This window comes from Virgisporangium aurantiacum (genome assembly GCF_016863635.1).
In the GTDB taxonomy this organism is placed as follows: Bacteria; Actinomycetota; Actinomycetes; order Mycobacteriales; family Micromonosporaceae; genus Virgisporangium; species Virgisporangium aurantiacum.
The window spans coordinates 131,733-156,454 of record NZ_BOPG01000032.1 but is presented as its reverse complement, the minus strand read 5'-3'; the positions used below and the strand labels follow the sequence as shown (position 1 = coordinate 156,454).

Genomic DNA, 24,722 nt, shown 5'->3' with positions numbered 1-24,722 from the left:
CAGCGATACGCCGCCCGTTACCACCTCACCATCACGTGTCGCGGTTCGCTGTAGTGGTCGAGCGCGGCCGTGGACATGTCGCGTCCGTAGCCGGAGAGCCGGAATCCACCGTGCGGCATCTCCGACGCCGCGGTGATGTGGTCGTTGACCCACACCGCGCCGAAACGGAGCCGCGCCGCCGCGCGCATCGCCCGGCCGGCGTCGGACGTCCACACGCTCGCCGCGAGGGCGTACTCGACGTCGGCGGCCAGCCGCAGCGCGTCCTCCTCGTCGGCGGCCCGCTGCAGGGTGACGACGGGCCCGAACACCTCGTTCTGGACGATCTCGGAACGCTGGTCGGCGCCGGCGAGCACGGTCGGTGCGAAGAAGGCGCCCGGCCCGTCCAGCGCGCCGCCGCCGGTGGTCGCGGTGGCGCCGGCGGACAGGGCCCGGGACACGAAGCCGGCCACCCGGTCGCGGTGGGTGCGGCTCACCAGCGGGCCGAGTTCCGTGGCGGGGTCGCGCGGGTCGCCGACCACGAGCGAGGCCGCCGACGCGGTCACCGCCTCGACGACCTTTCCGTAGACGCCCGGCGTGGCGATGACGCGGCAGGCGGCGGTGCAGTCCTGACCGGCGTTGCCGTATCCGGCGGCCCGCACGCCCGCCGCCACGGCCTCGACGTCGGCGTCGTCGAACACCACGACCGGCGCCTTGCCGCCGAGTTCGAGGTGCAGCCGTTTGAGCGTCGGCGCTGCGGCCGTCGCGACCGCCCGGCCGGTGCGGACCGATCCGGTGACCGACACCATGTCGACGCCCGGATGCGCGGCGAGCGCGGCACCCAGCCGGCCGGCACCGGTCACGACCGTGAACACCCCCGGCGGCAACGCTTTCGCGGCGAGGTCGGCCAGGCGCAGCGTGCTCAGCGGCGTCAGCTCGGAGGGTTTCAGAACCACCGCACAGCCGGCGGCGATCGCCGGGCCGAGCTTCCACACCGCCATCATCAGCGGGTAGTTCCACGGCGTGATCGCCGCGACCACGCCCACCGGTTCGCGCCGGACCATCGAGGTCGCGCCGCCGACGTACTCCCCCGCCACCGGCCCGGCGAGACACCGGGCGGCGCCGGCGAAGAACCGGAGGTTGTCGACCGAGAAGTCGATCTCCTCCGGGGTGGCGGCGATCGGCTTGCCGACGTTGCGCGACTCGACCTCCGTCAGGCCGGCCGCGTCGGCCAGCACGAGCTCCGCCAGGTGCAGCAGCGCGGTCGACCGTTCGGCCGGCGTGCGCCGGCGCCAGTCCTCGAACGCGGTGCGGGCGCCGTCGACGGCCGCGTCGACGTCGGCGGTGCGGGGAACCTCCGCGATCGTCTCCCCCGTGGCGGGATCGACCACACTGTCCATCAGCGGCCGGCGCTCACGTCGGCGGCCAGCCGGTCGAGGTTCGACAGGAAGACCCGCACGTCCGCCACGCTGTGCTGGACGGACACCGTCCACTGTTCGCACTTGCCCCAGGGCGGCAGGAAGACCCCGCCGTTGTGCTGGTACAGCCAGTGCGCGTTGCCCCACTGGTCGGGGTAGGCGAGGAAGTCGCGGTAGTGGGCGAGCCGCTCGTGGAAGATGACCGCGCCCTTCGCGCCGTACGCGCGCACGTGACCGGGCAGGGCGTAGCGGCGCAGGATGTCGGTCGCGCCGTCGACCATCGTGGTGCGCAGCGTCGTGAAGTGGTCGTAGGCGTCGTCGGTCAGGATCTCGGTGAGCACGGCGCGGGCGGCCGCCATCGTCAACGGGTTGCCGTTGAACGTGCCGACCTGTTCGTACGCGCCGCTGGTGATGAGGCCCATCAGCGCACGGGTGCCGCCGATCGCGCCGCACGGGAGCCCGCCGCCGAGCGCCTTGGCCAGACAGATCAGATCCGGCACGACGCCGGACCACTCGACCGCGCCGCCCGCCGCGATCCCGAGCCCGGTCTTCACCTCGTCGAACGCCAGGTACGCGCCGTGCCGGTGCAGCAGGTAGCGCAGGCCGTCGAGATATCCGGCCGGCGGCGGGATCAGGCCGACGTTCATCATGACCGGCTCGACGATCATGCCGGCGATCGCGTCGGGCTGTTCGAGGAGCACCCGCTCGACGGCGGCGAGGTCGCCGAACGGCACCACGACGGTCAACGCCACCAACGGTTCGGGCACCGCGGTGCCGGACGGTACGGAGTTCGGCCGGTCGAAGGGCCCGGCCGCCTCGGCCGTCGGGTACACCGAGACCTGAACGCTGTCGTGGTGCCCGTGGTAGCTGCCCTCGACCTTGATGATCTTCGGGCGGCCGGTGGCCGTGCGCATGAGGTGGATCGCGTCCATTGTGGACTCGGTGCCGGAGTTGTTGAAGCGCCACATCGGCAACGCGAACCGGCGGGCCAGCTCGCGGGCCACCACCACCGAGTCGGCGGTCGGCTGCGCGAAGTGGGTGCCCTTGCGCACCCGGTCGGAGACGGCGGCGACCACGGCGGGGTGCGCGTGCCCGACGACGCCGACCCCGAACCCGCCGTGCAGGTCGACGTACTCGGTACCGTCGACGTCGAACACGCGCGACCCGCTGCCGCGGTCGATCCACACCGCCCCCGGCGGCGCGTCCTGCCAGTTCGAGACGACGCCACCGGGCAGCACGTCGGCACACTCGTGCCGGATCCTTTGCGACTCCCCGGTCCGCGCGAGAAAGATCTTTTCCTGGACCGCGATGAGGCCGTCGAGGACGTCGAGGTCCGCCGGCATGTCACCCTCCTACGTGGACGGTCGTGGGCAGCCGGCCGTCGAGGTAGGTGCGCGCCACCACGCCGATCGCCTGCGCCACCCCGTCCTCGGACTCCGCCGACAGCGGACCGGGCCGGTAGCCGGCGCTGCGCACGCCGCGCTGGACGCTCTCGCACGCGGCCCAGTCCTGCTTGTTGGTGATGTCCCAGAACTGCACCGCGTACGCCGGGTCGAAGCCGTCGCGGGCCACCACCTCCGGCGGGAACAGCCACTGGCACCGGATCCGGGTACGACCGGCGGTCAGCGGCTCCAGCACATGGGTGAGGACGTAGTCGGGGTGCGGGCTGAGCAGCATGGTCGGCACCAGGTGCAGGTACAGGACCTCGCGCCGCGCGGCGCCGGTGACACCGGGCATCGGTCCGACGGGGCTGGCGCCGGACACCGACATCGTCTCCACGCCGTCGCCGAGATCCATGTCTCCGCCGATCCACATGCCGTCGCTGGCGAACATCTCGCCGCTGTCGGGCGGCGAGACCCGGCACAGTTGCGGATGTATCGACGGGCAGTGGTAGCACTCGTGGTAATTCTCGACCGCGAGCTTCCAGTTGGCCTCCAGCTCGTAGACGTGCTCGGCGGCCACCACGAGCCGGTCGATGCCGTAGGGCGCGAGCCGCTCGTCGAGCCCGGCGAAGTACGTCGACACCGGGGGCGCCGACCCGTCGGCGTTGACGAACACGAAGCCCTGCCACTCGGCGACGGCCACCGGCACCAGCCCGTACGCCTCCGTGTCGAGGCCGTCCCGGTGCTCGGCCGGCACCTTGTGCAGGCTCCCGTCGAGGGCGAAGGTCCAGTTGTGGTACGGGCAGGCGATGAAGCGTCCGGTCGCCGTCGCGCCGCAGGGCAGCAGTTCGTGGGCCCGGTGCCGGCACGTGTTGTGGAACCCGCGCAGCACGCCGTCCTCGCCGCGCACGAGCAGGACGGCCGCGTCGTCCAGCGGCACCGCCCGCCGCGACCGCGGCTCGGCCACGTCGGCGCCGCGTCCGACGCACACCCACCCGCCGCCGAGGAGGACCCGCCGCTCCCACGCGAGGACCGCCTCGTCGGTGTAGGCGCCGGCGGGCAGCATCGTGCCGGTACCGTCCAGGCTCTTGCGGACCTCGTCGGGATCGAGCGGGATCATCGGCGTCTCCTGCCGTCCTTGAGGATGCGCCTGCTGCACAGGTAGCCGGCGATCCCGGTGACCCCGCCGCCGCCGTGGGTCGCGCTCGAGCACTGGTACAGACCGCGGATCGGGGTGGTGAAGTCGGCGTAGCCCGGCGCCGGCCGGAGGTGGAACAACTGGTCCGGGGAGAGCTCGCCGTGGAAGATGTTGCCGCCGATCAACCCGTACTCGTGTTCCATCTCGTGCGGGCCGATCACCTGGCGGTGCAGGATCAGGTCGGCGAAGCCCGGCGCGTGCTTGTCGAACTCGCCGATGACCCGGTCGGCGTACGCGGCCAGCTCGTCCGGCTGCGGCTCGCTCGCCCATGTGTGCGGCACCCACTGGGTGAACATCGACATCACGTGGGAGCCGGGCGGGCAGAGCGAATCGTCCACTGTGGACGGGATGACGGTGTCGGCGAACGGCCGGGCGGCGGCGCGCCCCTCCCGCGCGTCCTGGAAAGCGCGTTCCAGGTAATCGAGCGACTGGGCCAGTTCGATGGCGCCGGAGTAGTCGGTGAGGTCGGGGCGCGCGGCGAAGCGCGGCAGCCCGGCCAGCGCCACGTTGATCTTCACAGTGCCGCTGCGGGTACGCAGCCGTTCGATGTCGGTGACGAAGTCGGCCGGGAGTTCGGACCGGTCGAGGTGACGCAGGAACGTGAGCTTCGGGTGCGTGGCCGCGACGACGATCGGGGCCCGGAACTCCCGGCCGTCGCCGGTGGCGACGCCGACGGCGCGACCGCCCTCGACGAGGATCCGCTCGACCGGCGAGCCGGTGCGCACCGTGGCGCCGAACGACTCGGCCGACCTGCGGATGGCCGCCGACACCGCGCCCATGCCGCCGACCGGGTACCCCCAGCCGCCCATCTTGCCGTCGCCGATGTCGCCGATCGTGTGGTGCATCATCACGTACGCCGTGCCCGGTGCCTCCGGGCCGGCCCAGGTGCCGATGATGCCGTTGACGGCCATCAGGCCCTTGATCTCCGGCGAGGTGAACCACTCGTTCAGCACGTCGGAGACGCTCATCGTGAACAGCCGCACCGCGTCGGCGGAGCGCCGGACGTCGAGGCCGCGCAGGCCCCACGCGAGGCGCAACTGGTCGATCAGGTCACCCGGGCGACGCGAACCGACGCGCGGCGGGGTGCGCAGCAGCAGCGGGGCGAGCACGTCGCCGACGCCGCGCAGCCACGCGTCGAACCGGGGCATGGCCTCGGCGTCGGCCTTCGAGAACGCCGCCAGTTCGTCGTGGTCGGCCACCGGGTCTTCGGTGAGCAGCAGCGCGCGGCCGTCGTCGAACGGCGCGAACGACGGACCCATCGGGACGACCCGGTAGCCGTGCTCGCGCAGCCGGAGATCGTCGATGACCGTGGGTGGCATCAGGCTCATCACGTACGACAGCGCGGTGACCTTGAACTCCGGGCCCCACGGCGTCTCGGTGGTGGCGGCGCCGCCGGTGTTGTCGCGCGCCTCGAGCACCAGCGGACGCAGGCCGGCCCGCGCGAGGTACGCCGCGGCGACCAGACCGTTGTGCCCGCCGCCGATCACGATCGCCGAACACTCACGGTCTGGCTCTTGTGACCGGCGCCTCATATCGACAGACTAACTGAATCACCAGTCAGTTTGGCAAGCATCATGAGGCGGCCCTTCACATGACTTTCCACCCTAGGGAGAACCGCGGTTCCCGTCGGCAGTTCCTCACTCTCGGCGCACTCGCCGCGGCCGCGGGTACGGGCGCGCTGGCCGGTTGCGGCAAGCGCCGCTCGGAGTCCGATCCGCCGACCGACCAGGTCGCGCTCAGCCGTCCGGACAAGCCCGCGACGCTCCCGCTGCACTCCGACGTGCCGGCCATCAAGGACGGCCTGACGCCCGAGAAGGGCGGCACGCTCAAGATCTTCAACTATCCGGAGTACCTGTCGCCCGACGTCACGAAGGCGTTCGGGGAGCAGCACGGCGTCACGGTCGAGGTCACGACGTTCACGACGCAGGACGAGGCGATCGCCAAGCTGCGCACCGCCGGCACGGCGTTCGACGTGTACTTCCCCACGCCCGACATCGTCGGCAAACTGGTCGCGGGCAAACTGCTGCAGCCGCTGAACCGCAGCTACCTGACGAACCTGACGAACGCCTGGCCCGAACTGCAGGACCCGTTCTACGACAAGGGATCGCGGTACACCGTGCCGTACACCGCGTACACCACCGGCGTCCTGTACCGGGCCGACCGCGTCACGGCGGTGCCCGCCAACGGGTGGGACCTGATCTGGGACCCGGCGTACAAGGGTCAGACGTACGTGCTCGACGACGCCCGGGAGGGACTGTCGCTGGCGATGCTGCGGGTCGGGAAGACCGACCTGAACACCGAGGACCCCGCCGTGATCAAGGCCGCCGGCGAGGACCTGATGAAGCTCGTCGGCGCGGTGAACGTGAAGGTGGCCTCCGGTGGCTACCAGACCGTCGCCGAGGGCGCGGCGACGGTGCACCACGCGTGGTCGGGTGACGCCGTCAACGCCCAGTCGTACCTGGGTCAGAATGCCGCCGTCGACGTGCTGGGGTACTGGTTCCCGGCCGACCGCCGTGGCCCGGTGGGGACCGACACCATCGCGATCCCCCGGTCGGCGGAGAAGCCCGTGCTCGCGCACGCCTTCCTGAACCACATGATCGACAACGACATCGCGCTGGAGAACTTCGGCTTCACCGGCTACCAGCCGGCGCTGTCGGTGGTGACCCCGGAGAAGATGATCGCCGACGAGGTGGTCGCGGAGAACCTGGCCAACGCGATCATCAGCCCGGCGCACTACCGCGACGGCCTCCAGGAGCTGCAGCTGTCACCGACGGGCGACCGGTTGTGGTTGGACGAGTGGGCGAAGTTCAAGGCCGGCCGGTGAGTCGAGCCCGGAGCCGCGAGCGGCTGTGGGCAGCGCTCGCGGCACCGGGAACCCTGTGGCTCCTGGCCTTTCTGGTGGTGCCGTTCTACTCGATCGCGGCGGTCGCCTTCGGCTACCGCGACCCGCTGTTCGGCTCGACCGTGCCGGAGTGGAACCCCACGTACTGGGACACCACGACGTTCGTCGAAGCCGTCCGCAGCACCGTCGCCGGTGACCTGCGGCCGGTCTTCGTGCGCACGCTCGTGTTCGTCGCGGTCGCCCTGATGATCTGCGTCGTGATCGGTTACCCGATCGCCTACTATCTCGCCCGCCACGCCGGCCGGTACCGGGGACTGCTGCTGGGGCTGATCCTCGCGCCGTGGTGGATCAACTACCTCACCAGGATGCTGGCCTGGCTGAGCCTGTTGCAGAACGACGGATACGTCAACGACGTGCTGACCTTCCTCCACCTGCCGGCGGTGCGGTGGCTGTCCGGCCAGCCGTACACGGTGATCTTCGCGCTGGTGTACGGCTACGTGCCGTTCTTCATCGTCCCGCTGTACGCCACCCTCGACCGCATCGACGGGCGGCTGCTCGACGCGTCGCGCGATCTCGGCGTCGGCGGGGTGCGGACGTTCTTCCACGTGACCCTCCCGCTGAGCCGGCCGGGCCTGCTGACCGCCTGCGTCGTCACCGCACTGCCGATGTTCGGCGACTACTACACCAACACCCTGGTGTCCGGCTCGCCCCGCACGACGATGGTCGGCAACCAGATCGAGCTGTACCTGCTCGGCGGCTCCCGCCAGGACCTGGGCGCGTCGCTGGTCCTCATCATGTCGGCGATGCTCATGGTGCTGATGGCCTACTACCTGATCTCCTCGCAGCGGTCGGACCGGGCCGCGTGAAGCGCCGCCCGATCGTCCTCGCCGCGCTGACGTGGTTGTACGTCGTCTGGTCGTTGGCGCCGGTGCTGCTGGCGATCCAGTTCTCCTTCAACGCCGGCCGCTCCCGCAGCACCTGGCAGGGCTTCTCGACGCGGTGGTACTGCTGTGACCCCAGTTCCGTCGCGGAGGACCCGAGCCTGCGCCACGCGCTGTTCAACAGCGTCGTCCTCGCGCTGCTGACCACGCTCGTGGCGACGCCGCTCGGTGTCGCCCTCGCGCTCGGGCTGGCCCGCTGGCGCGGCCGGACGAGCCGGGCGGCCAACGGCCTTATGCTGGTTCCGCTCGCCACGCCCGAACTGGTGCTCGGCAGCGCCCTGTTCCTCGTGTTCACCAACCTGTACACGGTCATCCCGCTCGGCCGGCCCGCACAGGTGCTCGGCCACGTCACGTTCTCGATCTCGTACGTGGTCGTCATCGTGCGGGCGAGGCTGGCCTCCGTCGGGCCCGAGTACGAGGCGGCCGCGCGCGACCTGGGCGCGACCAGGCTGCAGGCCGTGCGGACCGTGCTGCTCCCGCTGCTGTACCCGGCCGTGGTCGCGGGTGCGCTGATCGTGTTCGCGTCCTCGATGGACGACTTCGTCATCAGCGCCTTCCTGTCCGTCGACGCGTCGTCGGCCACCGTGCCGATCCGCCTCTACTCGGTCGCCCGCACCGCACCGACCCCGGCCCTCAACGCCCTGGCCGCCCTCCTCCTCCTGGGCTCGACGCTCGCCATCGTGCTGGCCTGGCTGGTCCTCCGCCGCCGCTCCGGCGCGTCCGGCTCAGGTTCCGCCCTGAAGGAAATGGCCTCCATCGACGTCTAACCCCGTTGATCTTGCAGTTGTGGTGCCAGGATCGCCCGCCATTGCCCGGTTTTGTGAGGCACCACAACTGCAAGATCGACTCGTGAGGGTTGGGGTGGGGTCAGGCGATGACCGTGCGGACGCCGCGGCGTTGCAGGGCGCGGGAGACCACGAGGCGCTGGATTTCGCTGGTGCCTTCCCAGATGCGGTCGACGCGTAGTTCGCGGAGGAACCGTTCGGCGGCGTAGGTGCGCACGTAGCCGCGTCCGCCGAAGGTCTGCACGACGCGGTCGGCGCAGCGGTAGGCCGCCTCGCTGGCGAACAGTTTCGCGAGCGAGGCCTTGGCGTGCACCACCTTCGGATCGGCGCCGCCGTCGGCCAGCGCCGCCACCTCGTACACCAGGAGCCGCGCGGCCGCGGCGTCGGCGGCCGAATCGGCGAGCGGGAACGAGACGCCCTGGTGGTCGATGATGCGGGCACCGCCCTGCTCGCGTTTGGTGGCCCACTCGACGGCCTCCTCCAGCAGCCGCCCCATCGCGCCCACGCAGTGCACCGCGATGCCGAGCCGCTCCTCGACGAACCACGCCTGCTGCAGCGTCTCGGCGGCGCCGGGGTCGCCCAGGACGGCGTCGGGCCCCACCCGGACCGCGGTGAACCGGATCGTCGGGTGCCCGTGCGGGAACGAGTGGGTGAACGGCGGATCGTCCACGATGGACACTCCGGGCCGGTCGGCGTCGACGATGAACAGCGTCGGCCCGTGTCCCTCGGCGTTCGCGACGACGATGTGCGCGGTCGCCACGTCGCCGCTCGTGACGAACCACTTCTCGCCGTCGATCACCCAGCCGTCGCCGTCGCGTCGGGCGGTGGTGAGGATGCCCGACGGGTCGGAGCCCGCGTGCTCCTCGGTGACCGCGTACGACAGCGACGCGGTGCCCCGTAACGACGGCACCAGGTAGCGCTCGACCTGCTCGGCGGTGCCGGCGCCGAGCACGTTGTACGCGTCGGGGATCCACCACCACAACCCGTTGGTGCAGCGGCCGAACTGCTCGTGCACGGCGACGTAGTCGACGGTCGACCAGCCCTGCCCGCCGTGCTCGACCGGATGCCGTCCGCCGGCCAGCCCCGCGGCCAGTGCCTCGGCCCGGATGCGGTCGACGACCTCGGTGGGCAGCCGGCCCCGGGCCTGCTCGGCGGCGACCTCGTGCGGCAACAGCACGTCGTCGACGAACCGGCGGGCCCGGTCGGCGAGGAGCTCCTGCTCGGCGGACAGCTGGACCAGCGGCGCCATGCGCGCTCCCCCGGAGACGGAACTGACTGGCCATTCAGTCAATCCACTCGGCGACGGCGTGTCAAGCGTCAGGCCGGAAAGTCCTCGCGCCGCAGGCCGACCTCGCGCGCCGCCGCCGTGCGCACGTGCTCCAGCAACCGCTTGCGTGGGATCGCGCCGGGGTGCACGGTGTTGCGCACCATGAGCCCGTCGAGCAGCGCGTCGAGGCGCTCGGCGGCGGCGGCCGGATCGGGGCAGGTGAACTCCCCCGCCGCCACGCCGTCGCGGATGACCCGCTCGAGCGCCTTCAGCCACGCGCGCTCCAGCTCCAGCAGGATCGTGCGCATCACCGGCGTCCGCAGGCCGGCCGCCCACGCCTCGATCCACAGGATCCAGCTCTGGTCGCTGCGGGTGCTCGGGATGTAGTACCGCATCACGCGGTCGAGCCGGTCGATGGCATCGGCCGGGGCGTCGACGATCTTGGCAAGCTGCGTGCGCTCCGCCTCGCTGGACGCGCGCAGCATCTCCGCCATGAGCTCGTCCTTGGTGGCGAAGTGGTAGTGGACCAGCCCGCCGCTCACGTTCGTCGCCTTGGCGACGTCGGCGATCCGGGCGCTCGCCATGCCCCGGTCGAGCACGACCTGGCGGGCCGCTTCGAGCAGCTCGCTGCGCCGCCGGTCGGTCTGGCCCGACCGGCCGTTCCCCCCGTGTTCCTGTTTTGCCACAGGAGAACCATATCTCGGACCTACTGGTCGTTCAGTCAGGCGCCTACACTGCGCCCATGAAGGGCGGCATGCTCGAACTCGACGGCCTGCGCAAGGTTCACGGCACCACGGTCGCCGTCGACCGCATCGACCTGACGATCGCCGCGGGCGAGTTCTTCTCGCTGCTCGGGCCGTCCGGATGCGGGAAGACCACGACACTTCAGATGATCGGCGGGTTCGAGGCGCCGACCGAGGGCCGGGTCCGGCTCGACGGCCGGGATCTCACCGGCACGCCGGCCCACCTGCGCCCGGTCAACACGGTCTTCCAGAGCTACGCGCTGTTCCCGCACCTGACCGTGGCGCAGAACGTGGAGTACGGCCTGCGGTGGCGCACCGGCGTCAGCAAGGCCGAGCGGCGCACCCGAGCCGGCGAGGCGCTCGACCTCGTCCGGCTGTCCCCGCTCGCCGGCCGCAATCCGGCCCAGCTCTCCGGCGGCGAGCAGCAGCGCGTCGCGCTGGCCCGCGCGCTGGTGTGCCGGCCGTCCGTGCTGCTGCTCGACGAGCCGTTCGGCGCGCTCGACGCCAAACTGCGCAAGACCCTGCGGGCCGAACTGGCCGCGGTCCAGCGCACCGTCGGCACGACGTTCGTCTTCGTCACGCACGACCAGGAGGAGGCGCTGGAGATCTCCGACCGGATCGCCGTCATGGACCACGGGCGGGTCGTGCAGTGCGGCCGGCCCAGGGACGTGTACGAGACGCCCGACACGGAGTTCGTCGCCGACTTCCTGGGCCTGACCAACCTGCTCGAGGTCACCTGCCTGGGCGCGGAGAGCGTGCGGCTGGGCGAGTTCACCGTCGCCGCGACCCCGGTGGGTGATCCGCGTACCGGGCCGGGCCGCATCGTGATCCGGCCGGAGCGGGTCCGCCTGGAGGCCGCCGGCCTGACCGGCGACAACCGCGTGCCGGCGATCGTCGACCGGCTCGTGTACATCGGTGCCACCAGCCAGGTGCTGGTCCGGCTCGCGCACGGGCCGGCCGTGCACGTCATGCTCGTCAACGACGCCGACCACGACCACCTCCGGCCCGGCGAGCCGGTGACGCTGTTCCTGCCGCCGGCGGCCGTGCGGTTGCTGGCGCAGGAAGGGACGGCGCCGGCGATGGCCTTGACAACTGACTGACTCACCAATCAGTTTGGTGACGTGGACCTGAGCCGGTTGCTGGCACCCCGTTCGGTCGCCGTCGTGGGGGCGTCCAGCCGGCCGGGCACGTACGGCAACCAGGCGGTCGCGAACCTCGTCGCGAACCGGTTCCCCGGCCAGGTGTTCGGCGTCCATCCGACGGCGTCCACCGTTCACGGCGTGCGCTGCGTGCCCCGCCTGGCCGATCTGCCGACGGCGCCGGACGCCGTGGTCATCGCCACGCCGGCCGCCTCGGTGCCCGGCCTGCTGGCCGAGGCCGGCGACATCGGCGCGGGCGGCGCCGTCGTCTTCGCCGCCGGGTTCGCCGAGACGCCCGGCGGCCGACCGACGCAGGCCCGGCTGCGCGAGACGGCGCTGCGGTACGGGCTGCCGGTCTGCGGACCGAACGGCAACGGCATCGTCTCGGTCACCGCCCGGGCGCCGATGTGGGGTGACGCGTGCACACTCAAACGCCCCGGCCCGATCGCGCTGATCTCGCAGAGCGGCAACGTGGCGGTCAACGCGCTCGCCAGCACCCGGGCGCTGCGACTGCACACCGTCGTCTCGTGCGGCAACCAGGCGGTCCTGGACGCCGCCGACTACCTCGACACCGTCGTCCGGTTCCCGGACGTGCGCGCCGTCGCGCTGTACCTGGAGGCCGACGGCGACGGGGCGAAACTGCTACGCGCGCTGGCCCGGTGCGCCGAACGCGACGTGCGGGTGGTCGTCCTCAAGGCCGGGACGAGCCCGCTGGGCGCGAGCGCCGCCGCGTCGCACACCGGCTCGGTCGCCGGCGACGCCCGGGTGCTGCGCGCGGTGGTGGAGGAGGCCGGCGGCGTGTGGGCGCACCACCCGCACGAGCTCCTCGAACTGGCCAAGGCGCTCGGCTACGCCCGGCCGGCACCGCGCGCCGGCACGGTGATCGTGACCTGCTCGGGCGGCGACGCCGCGATCGCCGCCGACGAGGCGCACCGGCTCGGCGTCCCGCTGCCGGCGTTGGCGGCCTCCACGGTGACGGCGATGCGCACGGTCCTGCCGGCGACCGCGACCGTCGCGAACCCGTTGGACTACACGGCGGTCATCTTCGGCGCGGTCAAGCCGACGGCGGACCTGGTGGCGCACGCCGGCGCGGACCCGGCCGTCGGCAGCGTGCTGGTGTACTACGACCGGCCGGCGGACCTCGACCCGGACGCGGCGGAGAGCTGGGACGGCGCGCTGGCCGGTGTGATGGCCGGCGCGAAGCGGCTGTGCAAGCCGGTGCTGCTCGCGTCGACGCTGCCCGAGCTGCTGCCCGAACCGGTCGCCGAACTGCTCGTCGACGCCGGCGTCGTGCCGGTCGCGGGGCTGCGCGAGGGCGTGCGCTGCGCGGGCGTCCTGCATCCACAAGCAGCCGACGCGGCCCGCCTGCGCGCGATCGCGGCGACCACCGAGGCGGCCGCGAGGTCGGCCGCCAAGGCCGCGGGCTCTACCGGGGACTCGGCCGGAGACTGGCTGTCCGAGCACGAGGCCAAGGACCTGCTGCGCGCGGCCGGCATCCGCACCCCGCCCGGTCACCTCGTCACCGACGCCGACGCCGCGGTCACCGCCGCGCGGCGCCTGGGCGGCCCGGTCGCGCTGAAGCTCAGCGCGCCCGACCTCCGGCACAAGAGCGACGCCGGCGCGCTGCTCCTCCGCGTCGACGGCGACGCAGCGGTCCGGGCCGCGTTCCGGCACCTGCGCGGGCTGCCCGGTCGGAGCGGCACGCCGGTGCTGGTCGAGTCGATGTGCCCGCCCGGGGTCGAGCTGATGATCGCGGTGCGCCGGGACGGGCTGGTGCCGGTGCTCGTGCTCGCGCTCGGCGGGATCTGGGTCGAGGTGCTCGACGACGCGGTGCTCGTCCCGTTGCCGGGTGACCGCCCGACGGTCCGCGACCGCCTGCGCCGGCTCCGCGCCGCGCCCCTGCTCGACGGCCGACGGGGGCACGCCGGCGTCGACCTCGACGCGGTCGGCGACCTCGCCCTGCGCCTGGCCGAGCTGGCCCAAAAGGCCGATCTCGCCCTGATCGAACTGAACCCCGTCATCGCCCGCCCCGACGGCGCCACCGTCGTCGACGCGGTCGCCCGCAGGCTTTCCGGGAGGACCCACCATGAATGACATCGCGGCCCGTCTCGGCGAGGTCGGACTGCCCGCACCGGTGGCCGAGCTGGCCGCGCGCCACTGGGACGTCGTGGTGGTGGGCGGCGGCCACAACGGACTGACGTGCGCGGCGTACCTGGCCCGCGCCGGCCGGTCGGTGCTGGTCCTCGAGGCGCGCAGCCGGCTCGGCGGCGCGGCCACGCTGGACCGACCGTTTCCGGACCAGCGGTACGTGGTGAGCCCGTGCGCGTACGTCATCGGGCTGTTGGACCAGACCGTCATCGACGAACTGCGCCTGCACGACCGTGGCCTGGAGGTGTATCTCGCCGACCCGCAGCTGTGGATCCCGTACGACGACGGCACCGCCTTCGCGCAGTGGATGGACCACGACCGGACGCTGAACGGGTTGCGGGAACTGGGTTTCAGCCAGAAGGACATCGACGGGTACGTCGCCTACGAGGACCTGTTCGACCAGATCCGGATCCGGCTGCGCAAGGGCGCGGTCGACACCTGGGCGGTCGACGCGCCGGGCCGGGCCGAACTGGAGGAACTGCTCGGGCACGAGCGGCTCATGTGCGACGTGCTGTTCGAGGCGTCCATCTCCGACGTGCTCGACGAGTTCGTCACCGACCAGCGACTCAAGGACGCGCTCTTCGGCCAGGGCATCATCGGCACGTACGCCGGGCCGCGCGACCCGGGCACCGCCGCCGTCAAGCTGATGCATTTCGCGGGCGAGGTGCTCGGCCACGGCGCCGTCTGGGGCTACGTGCGCGGCGGCATGGGCATGGTGAGCTTCGCGATCGCCGACGCCGCCCGCGACGCCGGTGCGGTGCTGGCGACCGGGCTGGCCGTCGCCGAGGTGCTTCCCGGCGAGGGCGTGCGGCTCGACGACGGCACGCTGATCCGGTGCGGCCGCGTGGTCAGCAACGCCGACCCGAAGCGGCTGCTCGGCATGCTGCCCCGGGACGCGGTTCCGGCGCCCTACCGCACGCGCCTGGAGGAGTGGGACATCCGCAGCCCGGTCGTGAAGTTCAACGCGGCGCTGCACCGGTTGCCGTCCTGGACCGCCGCCCCCGGTGAGACGTTCATGGCGCTCGGCGTGGTCGACGTGACCACCGGACTCGACGCGGCCCAGCGGGCGTTCGCCACCTGCGACGCCGGCGAGCCGGCGGTCGGTTTCGGCGAGATCTACGTGCAGACCGGTCACGACCCGACGCCGGCCCCCGAGGGCCGTCACCTCATGAGCATCTTCGGGCAGTACGCGCCCTATGCGCTCACCGGCGGTTGGGAGGCCCGGCGCGACGAGGTGGCCCGGCAGTTCATCGACCTCGTCGCCAGGTTCGCCCCCGACTTCCCGGACTGCCTCGAAAGCTACGAGGTCCTCGGCCCGCCCGACATCGAGGCCCGGACCGGGCTGACCGGCGGCCACATCTTCCAGGGCGAGGTCCGCCCCGACCAGATGTGGACCAACCGGCTCCGCCCCCGCACGGAGATCCCCGGCGTCTACCTGTGCGGCGCGGCCACCCATCCGGGCGGCAGCGTCATCGCCCTCAACGGACGCAACGCGGCCCGCGCGGTGCTGGCTGATATCGGCGGTGTCACCACGCGTCGCCGCTGACCCGCAGGCTGATCGCGTCGACGTGTGCGGTGCCGGCGGCGGCGGGGTCGGCGTTGCCGATGTAGACGCGGGCCACGTCGCCGCTCGCCGCGGGCGAGGTCAGTTCGACGGACGTCGTGGTCCAGTCGATGTCGGTGAACGTCACGTCGGCCAGCGTCGCCCCGGTGGTCTCGTCGACGACGCGCACCCGGCCGCCGGCGGCGCCGGTGGCCTTGCCGGTGAAGGTCAGCGTGTACCGGCTGGCCGGCCGCCAGCCCTCCCACGTCTGGTTGACCTGTTGCGCGGCGCCGGCCACCGAGCGGATCGTCAGCCCGTACGTGCCCTCGAAGGCGTTGGCCGAGTCGCGGAACGCGGTGCTGGCGGTGGAGCCGATCCGGTTCCACTGCGCGGGCTGGGTGGCGTCGAAGCTCGTCGCCAGTTCGAAGCCCTGGTTGACGACCTTGGACCGGTCCCACTTCATGATGCGCGACAGCGCCAGCATCGTGTACGGGCTGTTGCCGGTCTGATTCCGGTACTGCTCGGCGACGATCGGGAGGATGTCCTTCGCCCACTGCGCGTACTCGGCCCACTCGACGAGGTAGATGCTGTACGAGTCGTCGCCGGTGCCGTCGACGTTCCGGCGCACCACGGGGGCCGTCAGCGAGCCGTTCCACATCGCCTTCGTCAGCGAGTTGGTGAAGCGCTGCATGTCCGTCGCCGTGAACACCTGACCGGCCTCGTAGAACTCGCGGGCCGCGCCGACGTCGATGTTCGCGTGCGAGGTGTCCTCGATCCCGCTGCTGTACGGGGCGTAGTGCCAGACGTAGCGGTCACCGGTGAGCGTCAACGCGTTCCTGAAGTACGTGGCGACGCCCCGGGCCCGGGCGAGATACGTGGCGTTGCCGTTCACCTGGTACAGCGCCAGCAGCATCTGGGCGTACGCCAGCGACTGGTTGAAGGGCAGGTGGTCCGGCGACGGCCGGGTGTGTGCGAACGTGTCCACGTTGGGCGGTTGCCGGTACGTGCCGGCCGAGGAGACCCACGAGTTTCCGAGGTACGCGCTGGACTCCCACCGCGGCACGATCTCGGTCTCCAGGAACGCCCGGTACGCCGCCGCCTTCTCGCGGTACCGGTCCGGCAACGAGGGCGTGCGCTGCGCCAGCCGGACGAACTGCGCGATCGTCGAGCCGACCATCCCGTCGTGCACCATGTACGGCACGCGGGCGCTGATGCTCACGTCGTCGAAGTAGGCCCGGCCCCCGGCGACCCGGTAGTTGTCGTGTCCCAGCCACACCTCCAGCGTGTGCCCGGCCGCGGCGGGGCTGCGACACTCCACAGTGGACGCCGCCCACGCGGTGTTCGTGACGGTGGCCGAGCACAGGATCACGTCGGCCGTCTGGTCGATGACGTAGATCCGGCCGCGCGCGTCCGAGCCGTTGGTCTTCGCGCTGAAACGCAGGTCGTAGACCGTGTTCGGTTCGTACGCGCCCAGCCGCTGGTAGACCTTGCGCCACAGCTGCCCGTCGGAGTCGATCTGGATGGCGTACGAGCCGGCCGCGTGGTCGGTGGTCCGGTGCGCGTTCGCGCTGGTCGTCTGCCAGCGCACCCAGTTGGCCGCCATCGTCGAGTCACCGGAGGTGGCCGTCTCGAAGCCGGTGTTCGCCAGCTCCGGCGGCGAGTACCGCGACGTGGACCAGCCGAGGAACCCGTCGTTGTCGATGTCGTCGGCGCCGGCGACGACCGCGTCGACGCGGCCGACCAGCCGGTCGAGCCAGGCGGTGTCGCGGGTCAGCCGGTACACGTCGAGGTAGCTCCGGAGCCGGTAGCTCTCGCTCCAGGCGAGCGTGGCGCTGTTGGCCGAGACGCTGTCGCCGAGCGCGGCGTCCATCGCCGCGTAGCGGTCGTACCACGTGTTGCCCGACGCGTGCGCCGGACCCGCGCCGACACCGAGTGTCGTCACCAGTAACGCCGACACCACCAGACATGCCATCTTCCCGCGCATCATCGTCCCCGTTCGAAGATCCCCCGTTGCATCGACCAGAATAGATGACCCTGAATCCCGTTGGTCAACCCGTCCGCGCGGACGTCGCGGGATCGGCGAACAGGCCGTCCGGGTCGTATCGACGCCTGAGCTCGGTGAGCCGCCGGTAGGCGGTGGCCTCGAACGCCGACCGGGCCCGGCCGTCGCGGTAGTCGTCGCGGTCGAGGAAGTTGAGGTAGACGCCGGCGCCGTGCGGGGTGAGCGCGGCGACGAACTCCCGGGCCCACTCGGTCTCGTGCGGGCCGACCGGTTCGTGCGGCAGCCAGACCCCGTTGACGTTCAGCTCGAACGGCACGTCGCGCCGCGAGTACGCGGTCGCACCCGGCTCCGGCCGGGCGACCGCGCCGCCGAGCTGGAACAGGATCGCGTAGCTGCGGGTCGAGTCGGCCCGCCGGGCCTGGTCGACCATCGTGTCGATCGCGGCGTCGGAGAGCTCGCGGAGTCCCGTGGACTTCCAGTAGTAGTGCCAGCCGGCCGGCACGGTCGCGTCGGCCATCGACTGCAGGTCCACGTACGGCCGGAGCCGGACCAGGTCGAGCAGCGGCCGGCCGATGCCACGCAGCGGCGCGAGCAGGTCCTGTGCCGTCTCCGGCTCGCCGAGTGCCAGCATGCCGATCTGGCAGACCGGCCGGCCGTGCAGTTCCCTCGGCAGGAACGGCAGATCGGGCACCCGGCGCAGGGTGACGATCGTGGCCACCTCGTCGGGCGCGGCGGCGGTCAGTTCGCGGTAGGCGCGCAGCACCTCCGGCGCGTCGTCGAGCGCCCACAGGACGGGCCCGGCCAGCACGTCCGGACCCACCGGATGCAGCCGGTAGGTGAACGCGGTGACCACGCCGAGCCCGGCCCCGCCACCGCGCAGTCCCCAGAACAGGTCCGGATGCTCGTGCCCGCTCGCGACGACGAGGTCGCCGTCGGCGGTGACCACCTCGGCGGCGAGCAGGTTGTCGACGGCCAGGCCGTGGCGGCGCATCAGCCACCCCATGCCGCCGCCGAGCGTCAACCCGGAGATTCCGGTGTGGGAGACGATGCCGCCGGTGGTGGCGAGCCCGACCGACTGCGTGCTGGCGTCCAGTTGCGCCCACCGCACGCCCGCCTGCGCGGTGGCGGTCCGCCGCACCGGATCGACCTGGACCGTTCTCATCGGTCCCAGGTCGACGACCAGCCCGCCGTCACACACCGCCGTGCCGGCCACGCCGTGGCCGCCGCCGCGCACGCTGACCGGCAGGCCCCGGTCGCGGCCCGACCGCACCGCCGCCACCACGTCGTCGACCGACCGGCACCGGACGATGACCCGCGGCCGGTGGTCGATCGCGCCGTTCCACACCGCGCGGGCCGCGTCGTAGCCCGCGTCGTCGGGCGTGACGAGGAGGTCGTCCGCATCACCGGGAGCGGTCGGGAACGGCGGCGGCCGGGTGCCCGGCGTGCGCTGGTTCTCGGCGCGGCGGCGGACGTTGACGCGGGGCGCGTCGTTCCAGGTCGGTAGCGCCCGGCTCACGGCGCGGGACCCGTCGACCTCGATCGCGCCGCCCCGCAGCGCCGCGGCCCAGTCGAGCAGCCCGAGGTGCCAGCGGGCGAACGCCAGCACGTCACGCACCCGGACCACGAGGTCCTCGCCGAACCCCGGGTCGAACGTGCAGATCTCGCCGTCCCGCCGCTCGATCAGCAGCCAGAGCTTCCGCATCCGGCCGTCCTCGGGCAGGTCGAACCGGACCACCACGCGCCGTTCCGGCAGCTGGTCGCGCCGCAGGTACACCTGGCACCACGACCACAGCACCACATCGGGATCCGCCTCCTCGGCGGTGACCTCCATCCACTGCTCCGCCCAGGCACCCATCGCCTGCAGCACCGGCCACAGGTCCCGGCCGGCCCGGGTCGGCTCGTACCGGGAGCCCCGCCCGCCCGGTTTGGGCGTGACAGCGAGCAGTCCCGAGCGCGCCAACTCGTGCAGCCGCCTGGTGAGCAGCGCCCGCGACAGGCCCGGCGCCCCGGCCGCGATCTCGGTGAACGAGCGGCAGCCGAGCAGCACGTTGCGCATGATGATCGGCGTCCATCGCTCCGCGAGGATCCCGGAGCCGCGCGCGATCGGGCAGAACTGGCCGTAGTTGCGCATGAACGCAGTCTGACCGTCGGCGATGCGGCCGCAAGTACAGATTGTGAACCGGCCCGGTTCACAACGGGCACTATCCGCCGCGCGCGACCCCGCCCGACGATGGCCGCGCCTTCCATCGGGCAATCACGAGAGGGGAACGCACATGAGCGGAATGCTGCGCCAACGGCGGATCGGCACCGCGATTCTCATGGCTGTCGGACTGGTCGGCGCGGTCGCCGTCGCGCCGACCGCGCGGGCCGGTCCGGTCGTCGCCGCGGGCGTGACCGCGCGCGTCGCCGGCTTCGCCGACCTCGTCTGGTACAACGACCAGACCGGCGAGACCCAGATCTGGTTCATGAACGAACACCGGCTGGTCCGCCGGTCGACCGTGGTCGACGCCAACGGCGTGCCGGCCCTGGTCGGGCCGCCGTTCCGGATCGTCGGCATCAGCGACAAGGACGAGGACGGCCATCCGGACATCGTCTGGCACCACGACCAGACGGGAGAGACCCGGATCTGGTTCATGAAGGAGAACCGGATCGTCCGCCAGGCCACGGTGGTCGACCAGAACGGCGCACCGGCGCTCGTCGGGCCGCCGTTCCGGATCGTCGGCATCAGCGAGATGGACTACTTCAGCTACGACGACATCATCTGGTACAACGACCAGACCGGCGAGACGCGGATCTGGTTCATGGGCCGGGAGAAGATCCTCTCGCAGGCCACCGTCCTCGGCGAGAACGGCCTGCCCGCGCTCGTCGGGCCGCCGTTCCGGATCGTCGGGATCAGCGACGTGAACGGTGACGGCCCGGGTGACATCGTGTGGCACCACGACCAGACCGGCGAGACGCGGATCTGGATCATGAACATCGACCGGATCTACCGGCAGGCGACCGTCCTCGGCGAGAACGGCCAGCCGGCCTTCGTCGGGCCGCCGTTCCGCATCGTCGGCGTCGGTGACATGAATTCCGACGGCTACGCCGACATCGTCTGGCACCACGACCAGACGGGCGAGACGCGGATCTGGTTCATGCGCGGGGAGCGGGTGATCCGCCAGGCCACCGTCGTCGGCGAGAACGGGCAGCCGGCCCTCGTCGGACCGCCGTTCCGCATCGTCGGCGTCAGCGAACGGTACGGCTGAAAGGAAGGGGCGGCGACCGTCGGGGATCCGACGGTCGCCGCACGCCCCTGCCTACCGGGAGACGCCGGCCCGCCGCTTGGTCCACACGTCGAACGCCACCGCGGCCAGCAGCACCAGGCCCTTGACCAGCATCACCCGCTCGGACGGGGCGCCCAGCAGCGACATGCCGTTGTTGATCACACCCATGATCAGGCCGCCGGTCAGCGCGCCGACCACCCGGCCGACGCCGCCCTGCACGGCCGCGCCGCCGATGAACGCCGCCGCGATCGCGTCGAGTTCGAAGGCGTTGCCGGCCGTGGGACCGGCCTGGTTGAGCCGGCCGGCGAAGATGATGCCGGCCAGTGCCGCCAGCACACCCATGTTCACGAAGATCCAGAAGACCACCGACTTGACCTTGACGCCGGACAGCGTCGCCGCCTGCAGGTTGCCGCCGACCGCGTAGATCTGGCGGCCGAACACCGTGCGGCTGGTCAGCAGCGAGTACCCGATGGTGAGCGCGGCGAGCAGGACCAGCACCCAGGGCAGGTTCCGGAACCGGGCCAGCTGCACCACGATGAACAGCACCACCAACGCCGCGACGCCGATCTTCGCCAGGAACAACGGCATCGGGTCGACGGGCTGGTCGTAGCCGAGCCGGGCGGCCCGGGTCCGCCACTGGGTCAGCCCGATGCCGGCCACCGCGACCACGCCGACGATCAGGCTGAAGAGATCGGCGCCGCCGAGCGGGCCGAGCCCGATGTTGCCGAGATAGGCCTCGGTGAACCCGTTCGACAGCGTGCGGACCTCGTCCGGGAACGGACCGATGCCCTGGTTGCCGAGCACGGTGAGGGTCAGCGCCCGGAACAGCAGCATGCCGGCGAGCGTCACGATGAACGCCGGAATGCCGAAGTACGCGATCCAGTAGCCCTGCCAGGCGCCGATGAGGCCACCGACGACGAGGGTGATCAGCACCGCCAGCGGCCACGGCACGTCGTTGCGGACCATCAGCACCGCGGCGACCGAACCCGTGACCGCGACCACCGAGCCGACCGACAGGTCGATGTGCCCGGCGATGATGATCAGGATCATCCCGATCGCGAGGATCAGGATGTACGAGTTCTGCACCACGATGTTCGAGATGTTCTGCGGCTGCAGCAACGCACCGTCGGTGAGCACCGTGAACAGCACGATGATCAGCGCGAACGCCACGAAGATGCCGCTCTGGCGCAGGTTCAGCGAGAACCGGGTCGACGGCCCGCCGGCCTTGCCCAGGTTGACGCCGTCGGCGCTGACGGTGACGTCGGCGTTGGTCGGTGCGGCCATGCCTTATCCCACCCTCTGAGGGTTGTAGTCGAACTGGGTCATGAACTGCATCAGCCGTTCCTGTGTCGCGTCGCCGCGCGCCAGCTCACCGGTGATCCGCCCGGCCGACAGGGCGTAGATGCGATCGCACAGCCCGAGCAGTTCCGGCAGCTCCGAGGAGATGACCAGCACGGCCTTCCCCTCGTCGGCGAGCCGGTTGATGATCGTGTAGATCTCGTACTTGGCGCCGACGTCGATGCCCCGGGTCGGCTCGTCGAGGATCAGGACGTCCGGGTCGGTGAAGATCCATTTGGAGAGGACGACCTTCTGCTGGTTGCCTCCGCTCAACTTTCCGGTGACCGCGAGGACGTCGGGTGCCTTGATGTTCATGCTCTCCCGGAACGCCGTCGCGACCCGGAACTCCTCGTTGTCGTTGACCCAGCCGTGTCTGGCGAGACGGCTGAGGCCGGCCGCCGACACGTTGCGCTTGATGTCCTCGATGAGGTTGAGCCCGTAGCGCTTGCGGTCCTCGGTCGCATAGGCGATCCCGTGCCGGATGGCGTCGCGGACCGAACGGATGTGCACCTCACGCCCGTCCCGGAAGATCTTTCCCGAGATGTTGGTGCCGTACGAACGGCCGAACACGCTCATCGCGAGCTCGGTGCGGCCGGCGCCCATCAGCCCGGCGAGCCCGACGATCTCGCCGCGGCGCAGGGTCAGGTTGGCGCCCGAGACCACCCGGCGGTCGCGCTGGGCGGGGCTGTACACGGTCCAGTCCTCGATCCGCAGCGCCTCCTCGCCGATGTGCGACTCGTGCGACGGGAAGCGGTGGTCGAGGTCGCGGCCGACCATGCCGGAGATGATCCGCTCCTCGGTGACGGGGCCCGAGGCGGAGTCCAGCGTCTCGATCATGCGCCCGTCGCGGAGGATGCTGATCCGGTCGGCGATCGCCAGCACCTCGTTGAGCTTGTGCGAGATGATCACGCACGTGATGCCGTCTTCGCGGAGGCCGCGGATCAGGTCGAGCAGGTGTGCCGAGTCCTCGTCGTTGAGGGCCGCGGTGGGCTCGTCGAGGATCAGCAGCCGCACCCGCTTCGACAGCGCCTTGGCGATCTCGACGAGCTGCTGCTTACCGACGCCGATGTCGTAGATCGGCGTGGTGGGGTTCTCCCGCAGCCCGACCCGCCGCAGCAGCACACCGGCCTGGTGGTTGGTGTGGTTCCAGTCGATGAAGCCGCGCTTGGACTGCTCGTTGCCGAGGAAGATGTTCTCGGCGATGGACAGCTGCGGACACAGCGCGAGCTCCTGATGGATGATCACGATGCCGCGGTGCTCGCTGTCGCGGATGTCCGCGAACCGGCACGGCTCGCCGTCGAAGGAGATCTCCCCGTCGTACGAGCCGTGCGGGTACACGCCGGACAGCACCTTCATCAACGTCGACTTCCCGGCGCCGTTCTCGCCGCAGATCGCGTGGATCTCACCGCGGTTGACGGTGAGATCCACGCGCGTCAGCGCATTGACGCCCGGAAATGTCTTCGTGATGCCGCGCATCTCCAGGATGTGATCGTTCACGATCGTTATCCGAGTTGTTCCTGCTTGTAGTAACCGGTGTCGACGAGTGCCTGCTTGTAGTTGCTCTTGTAGACGATGACCGGTTCGAGCAGGTACGACGGTACGACCTTCTTGCCGTTGTCGTAGTCCTTGTCGTTGTTCACGGACGGCTTTTCGCCCTTGAGCACCGCGTTGGCCATCTCCGCCGACTTCGCGGCGAGCTGACGGGTGTCCTTGTAGATCGTCGCGAACTGCTCACCCGCGATGATCGACTTCACCGAGGCCAGCTCGGCGTCCTGGCCGGTCACGATCGGGTAGGCCTGGCCGGCGGTGCCGTAGCCGCTGCTCTTCAGCGCCGACAGGATGCCGATCGAGAGGCCGTCGTACGGCGAGAGCACGCCCTGCACCGTCACCCCGCCCTGATAGGTCTTGGTGAGCAGGTCCTCCATGCGCTTCTGCGCGGTGGCCGGGTCCCACCGCAGGATCGCGACGGTCTTGAAGTCGGTCTGTCCGCTCTTGACGACGAGCGTGCCCTTGTCGATGTACGGCTTGAGCACCGACATCGCGCCGTTGAAGAAGAACGTCGCGTTGTTGTCGTCGGGCGAACCGGCGAACAGTTCGATGTTGAACGGGCCCTTGGCGGTGCCGTCGGTGCCGTCCTCGTTCTTGAGCTTCAGCCCGACGAGGAGCGAGGTGGCCTGCTGCACGCCGACCTTGAAGTTGTCGAAGGTGGCGTAGTAGTCGACATTCGGGCTATTACGGATGAGCCGGTCATAGGCGATGACCGGGATCTTGTTCGCCTTCGCGTTCTCCAGCTGCGAGGTGATCGCGGTGCCGTCGATCGACGCGATGATCAACAGCTTCGCGCCCTTGGTGATCTGGTTCTCGAGCTGGTTGACCTGGGTGGGAATGTCGTTCTCGGCGTACTGGAGGTCGACCTTGTAGCCGAGCTTCTCCAGCGCCGACTTGAGGTTGTTGCCGTCGGCGATCCAGCGCTCGGACGACTTGGTGGGCATGGTGACCCCGATCAGCGCGCCGGCATTGTCACCGCCGCCCTGCTTGTCCGCGTCCTTCGTACTGTCGCCGCACGCCGCGAGCGCGACGGTCAGCGCGACGGCCGCGGCTGCGGTCGCTATCCGGGTGAATTTCATCCGCACTCCTGTAGTGGCGCAGGATCGGTGATCTTGGACAGTCATGACTGGGGACGATTGTTATCGCTAACAACATTCGGTGTCAACGGTGGCTCGTTACGGTCCCG

At 71.1% G+C, this 24,722-nt stretch carries 18 protein-coding genes; 7 read left to right on the top strand and 11 right to left on the bottom strand.

Annotated elements, in window-relative coordinates; translation table 11 throughout:
* Positions 1–17 precede the first annotated feature (17 nt).
* From Vau01_RS25565 to Vau01_RS25550, 4 genes are read right to left on the bottom strand one after another with little or no spacing between them, the layout of a single operon-like run.
* The gene (locus Vau01_RS25565; protein WP_203997108.1) at positions 18–1,376 is read right to left on the bottom strand and encodes an aminobutyraldehyde dehydrogenase; all 1,359 of its coding nucleotides are present in this window, start codon (positions 1,374–1,376) and stop codon (positions 18–20) included.
* On the bottom strand, positions 1,376–2,737 hold the full coding sequence (locus Vau01_RS25560) for an aspartate aminotransferase family protein (RefSeq protein WP_203997106.1): 1,362 nt from the start codon (positions 2,735–2,737) through the stop codon (positions 1,376–1,378). The genes Vau01_RS25565 and Vau01_RS25560 overlap by 1 nt, the downstream gene beginning before the upstream one ends.
* A 1-nt stretch (position 2,738) precedes the next feature.
* On the bottom strand, positions 2,739–3,896 hold the full coding sequence (locus Vau01_RS25555) for an aromatic ring-hydroxylating oxygenase subunit alpha (RefSeq protein ID WP_203997105.1): 1,158 nt from the start codon (positions 3,894–3,896) through the stop codon (positions 2,739–2,741).
* On the bottom strand, positions 3,893–5,506 hold the full coding sequence (locus Vau01_RS25550) for a phytoene desaturase family protein (protein ID WP_203997104.1): 1,614 nt from the start codon (positions 5,504–5,506) through the stop codon (positions 3,893–3,895). Before Vau01_RS25550 ends, Vau01_RS25555 begins: the two co-directional genes overlap by 4 nt.
* A 59-nt stretch (positions 5,507–5,565) precedes the next feature.
* Between Vau01_RS25550 and Vau01_RS25545 the strand changes: the two genes are divergently transcribed.
* Genes Vau01_RS25545 through Vau01_RS25535 form a run of 3 tightly spaced genes read left to right on the top strand, consistent with a single transcriptional unit; the run spans position 5,566 to position 8,524 of the window.
* Positions 5,566–6,798, top strand: a complete 1,233-nt coding sequence (locus tag Vau01_RS25545; RefSeq protein WP_203997102.1) for a polyamine ABC transporter substrate-binding protein — start codon at positions 5,566–5,568, stop codon at positions 6,796–6,798.
* The gene (locus tag Vau01_RS25540) at positions 6,795–7,682 is read left to right on the top strand and encodes an ABC transporter permease (RefSeq protein WP_203997101.1); all 888 of its coding nucleotides are present in this window, start codon (positions 6,795–6,797) and stop codon (positions 7,680–7,682) included. Before Vau01_RS25545 ends, Vau01_RS25540 begins: the two co-directional genes overlap by 4 nt.
* Positions 7,679–8,524 (top strand): ABC transporter permease, encoded by an 846-nt coding sequence (locus tag Vau01_RS25535; RefSeq protein WP_203997099.1) that lies wholly within the window; start codon positions 7,679–7,681, stop codon positions 8,522–8,524. The genes Vau01_RS25540 and Vau01_RS25535 overlap by 4 nt, the downstream gene beginning before the upstream one ends.
* A 100-nt stretch (positions 8,525–8,624) precedes the next feature.
* On the opposite strand, the gene Vau01_RS25530 is transcribed toward Vau01_RS25535, so the two are convergent.
* Positions 8,625–9,791, bottom strand: coding sequence for an acyl-CoA dehydrogenase family protein (locus Vau01_RS25530; RefSeq protein ID WP_203997098.1), 1,167 nt, complete (start codon positions 9,789–9,791; stop codon positions 8,625–8,627).
* A gap of 68 nt (positions 9,792–9,859) precedes the next feature.
* On the bottom strand, positions 9,860–10,495 hold the full coding sequence (locus tag Vau01_RS25525; protein WP_203997097.1) for a TetR/AcrR family transcriptional regulator: 636 nt from the start codon (positions 10,493–10,495) through the stop codon (positions 9,860–9,862).
* A gap of 56 nt (positions 10,496–10,551) precedes the next feature.
* On the opposite strand from Vau01_RS25525, the gene Vau01_RS25520 reads away from it, so the two are divergent.
* From Vau01_RS25520 to Vau01_RS25510, 3 genes are read left to right on the top strand one after another with little or no spacing between them, the layout of a single operon-like run.
* A complete protein-coding gene (locus Vau01_RS25520) occupies positions 10,552–11,652 on the top strand; it encodes an ABC transporter ATP-binding protein (protein WP_203997096.1) in 1,101 nt (366 codons plus the stop codon).
* 21 nt (positions 11,653–11,673) lie between these two features.
* Positions 11,674–13,785, top strand: a complete 2,112-nt coding sequence (locus tag Vau01_RS25515) for an acetate--CoA ligase family protein (protein WP_203997095.1) — start codon at positions 11,674–11,676, stop codon at positions 13,783–13,785.
* Entirely contained in the window at positions 13,778–15,385 is a 1,608-nt protein-coding gene (locus Vau01_RS25510) for a phytoene desaturase family protein (RefSeq protein WP_203997094.1), read from the top strand. Before Vau01_RS25515 ends, Vau01_RS25510 begins: the two co-directional genes overlap by 8 nt.
* Here Vau01_RS25510 and Vau01_RS25505 read toward each other — a convergent pair.
* Both Vau01_RS25505 and Vau01_RS25500 read right to left on the bottom strand, forming a co-directional pair.
* The gene (locus Vau01_RS25505) at positions 15,366–17,354 is read right to left on the bottom strand and encodes a hypothetical protein (RefSeq protein ID WP_203997093.1); all 1,989 of its coding nucleotides are present in this window, start codon (positions 17,352–17,354) and stop codon (positions 15,366–15,368) included. The genes Vau01_RS25510 and Vau01_RS25505 overlap by 20 nt on opposite strands.
* 76 nt (positions 17,355–17,430) lie before the next feature.
* Positions 17,431–19,515 carry an FAD-binding protein gene (locus Vau01_RS25500; protein WP_203997092.1) on the bottom strand — a complete coding sequence of 695 codons (2,085 nt, stop codon included), beginning with the start codon at positions 19,513–19,515 and terminating at the stop codon, positions 17,431–17,433.
* A 142-nt stretch (positions 19,516–19,657) separates the two neighbouring features.
* Between Vau01_RS25500 and Vau01_RS25495 the strand changes: the two genes are divergently transcribed.
* The gene (locus Vau01_RS25495) at positions 19,658–20,632 is read left to right on the top strand and encodes an FG-GAP repeat domain-containing protein (RefSeq protein WP_203997087.1); all 975 of its coding nucleotides are present in this window, start codon (positions 19,658–19,660) and stop codon (positions 20,630–20,632) included.
* A 51-nt stretch (positions 20,633–20,683) separates the two neighbouring features.
* On the opposite strand, the gene mmsB is transcribed toward Vau01_RS25495, so the two are convergent.
* Genes mmsB through chvE form a run of 3 tightly spaced genes read right to left on the bottom strand, consistent with a single transcriptional unit; the run spans position 20,684 to position 24,615 of the window.
* Positions 20,684–21,934: a multiple monosaccharide ABC transporter permease gene (gene mmsB / locus Vau01_RS25490; protein ID WP_203997086.1), complete on the bottom strand. Its 1,251-nt coding sequence runs from the start codon at positions 21,932–21,934 to the stop codon at positions 20,684–20,686.
* A gap of 3 nt (positions 21,935–21,937) precedes the next feature.
* Entirely contained in the window at positions 21,938–23,485 is a 1,548-nt protein-coding gene (gene mmsA / locus Vau01_RS25485) for a multiple monosaccharide ABC transporter ATP-binding protein (RefSeq protein WP_203997084.1), read from the bottom strand.
* A gap of 5 nt (positions 23,486–23,490) precedes the next feature.
* Positions 23,491–24,615 (bottom strand): multiple monosaccharide ABC transporter substrate-binding protein, encoded by a 1,125-nt coding sequence (gene chvE, locus Vau01_RS25480; RefSeq protein ID WP_203997076.1) that lies wholly within the window; start codon positions 24,613–24,615, stop codon positions 23,491–23,493.
* Positions 24,616–24,722: the final 107 nt, after the last annotated feature.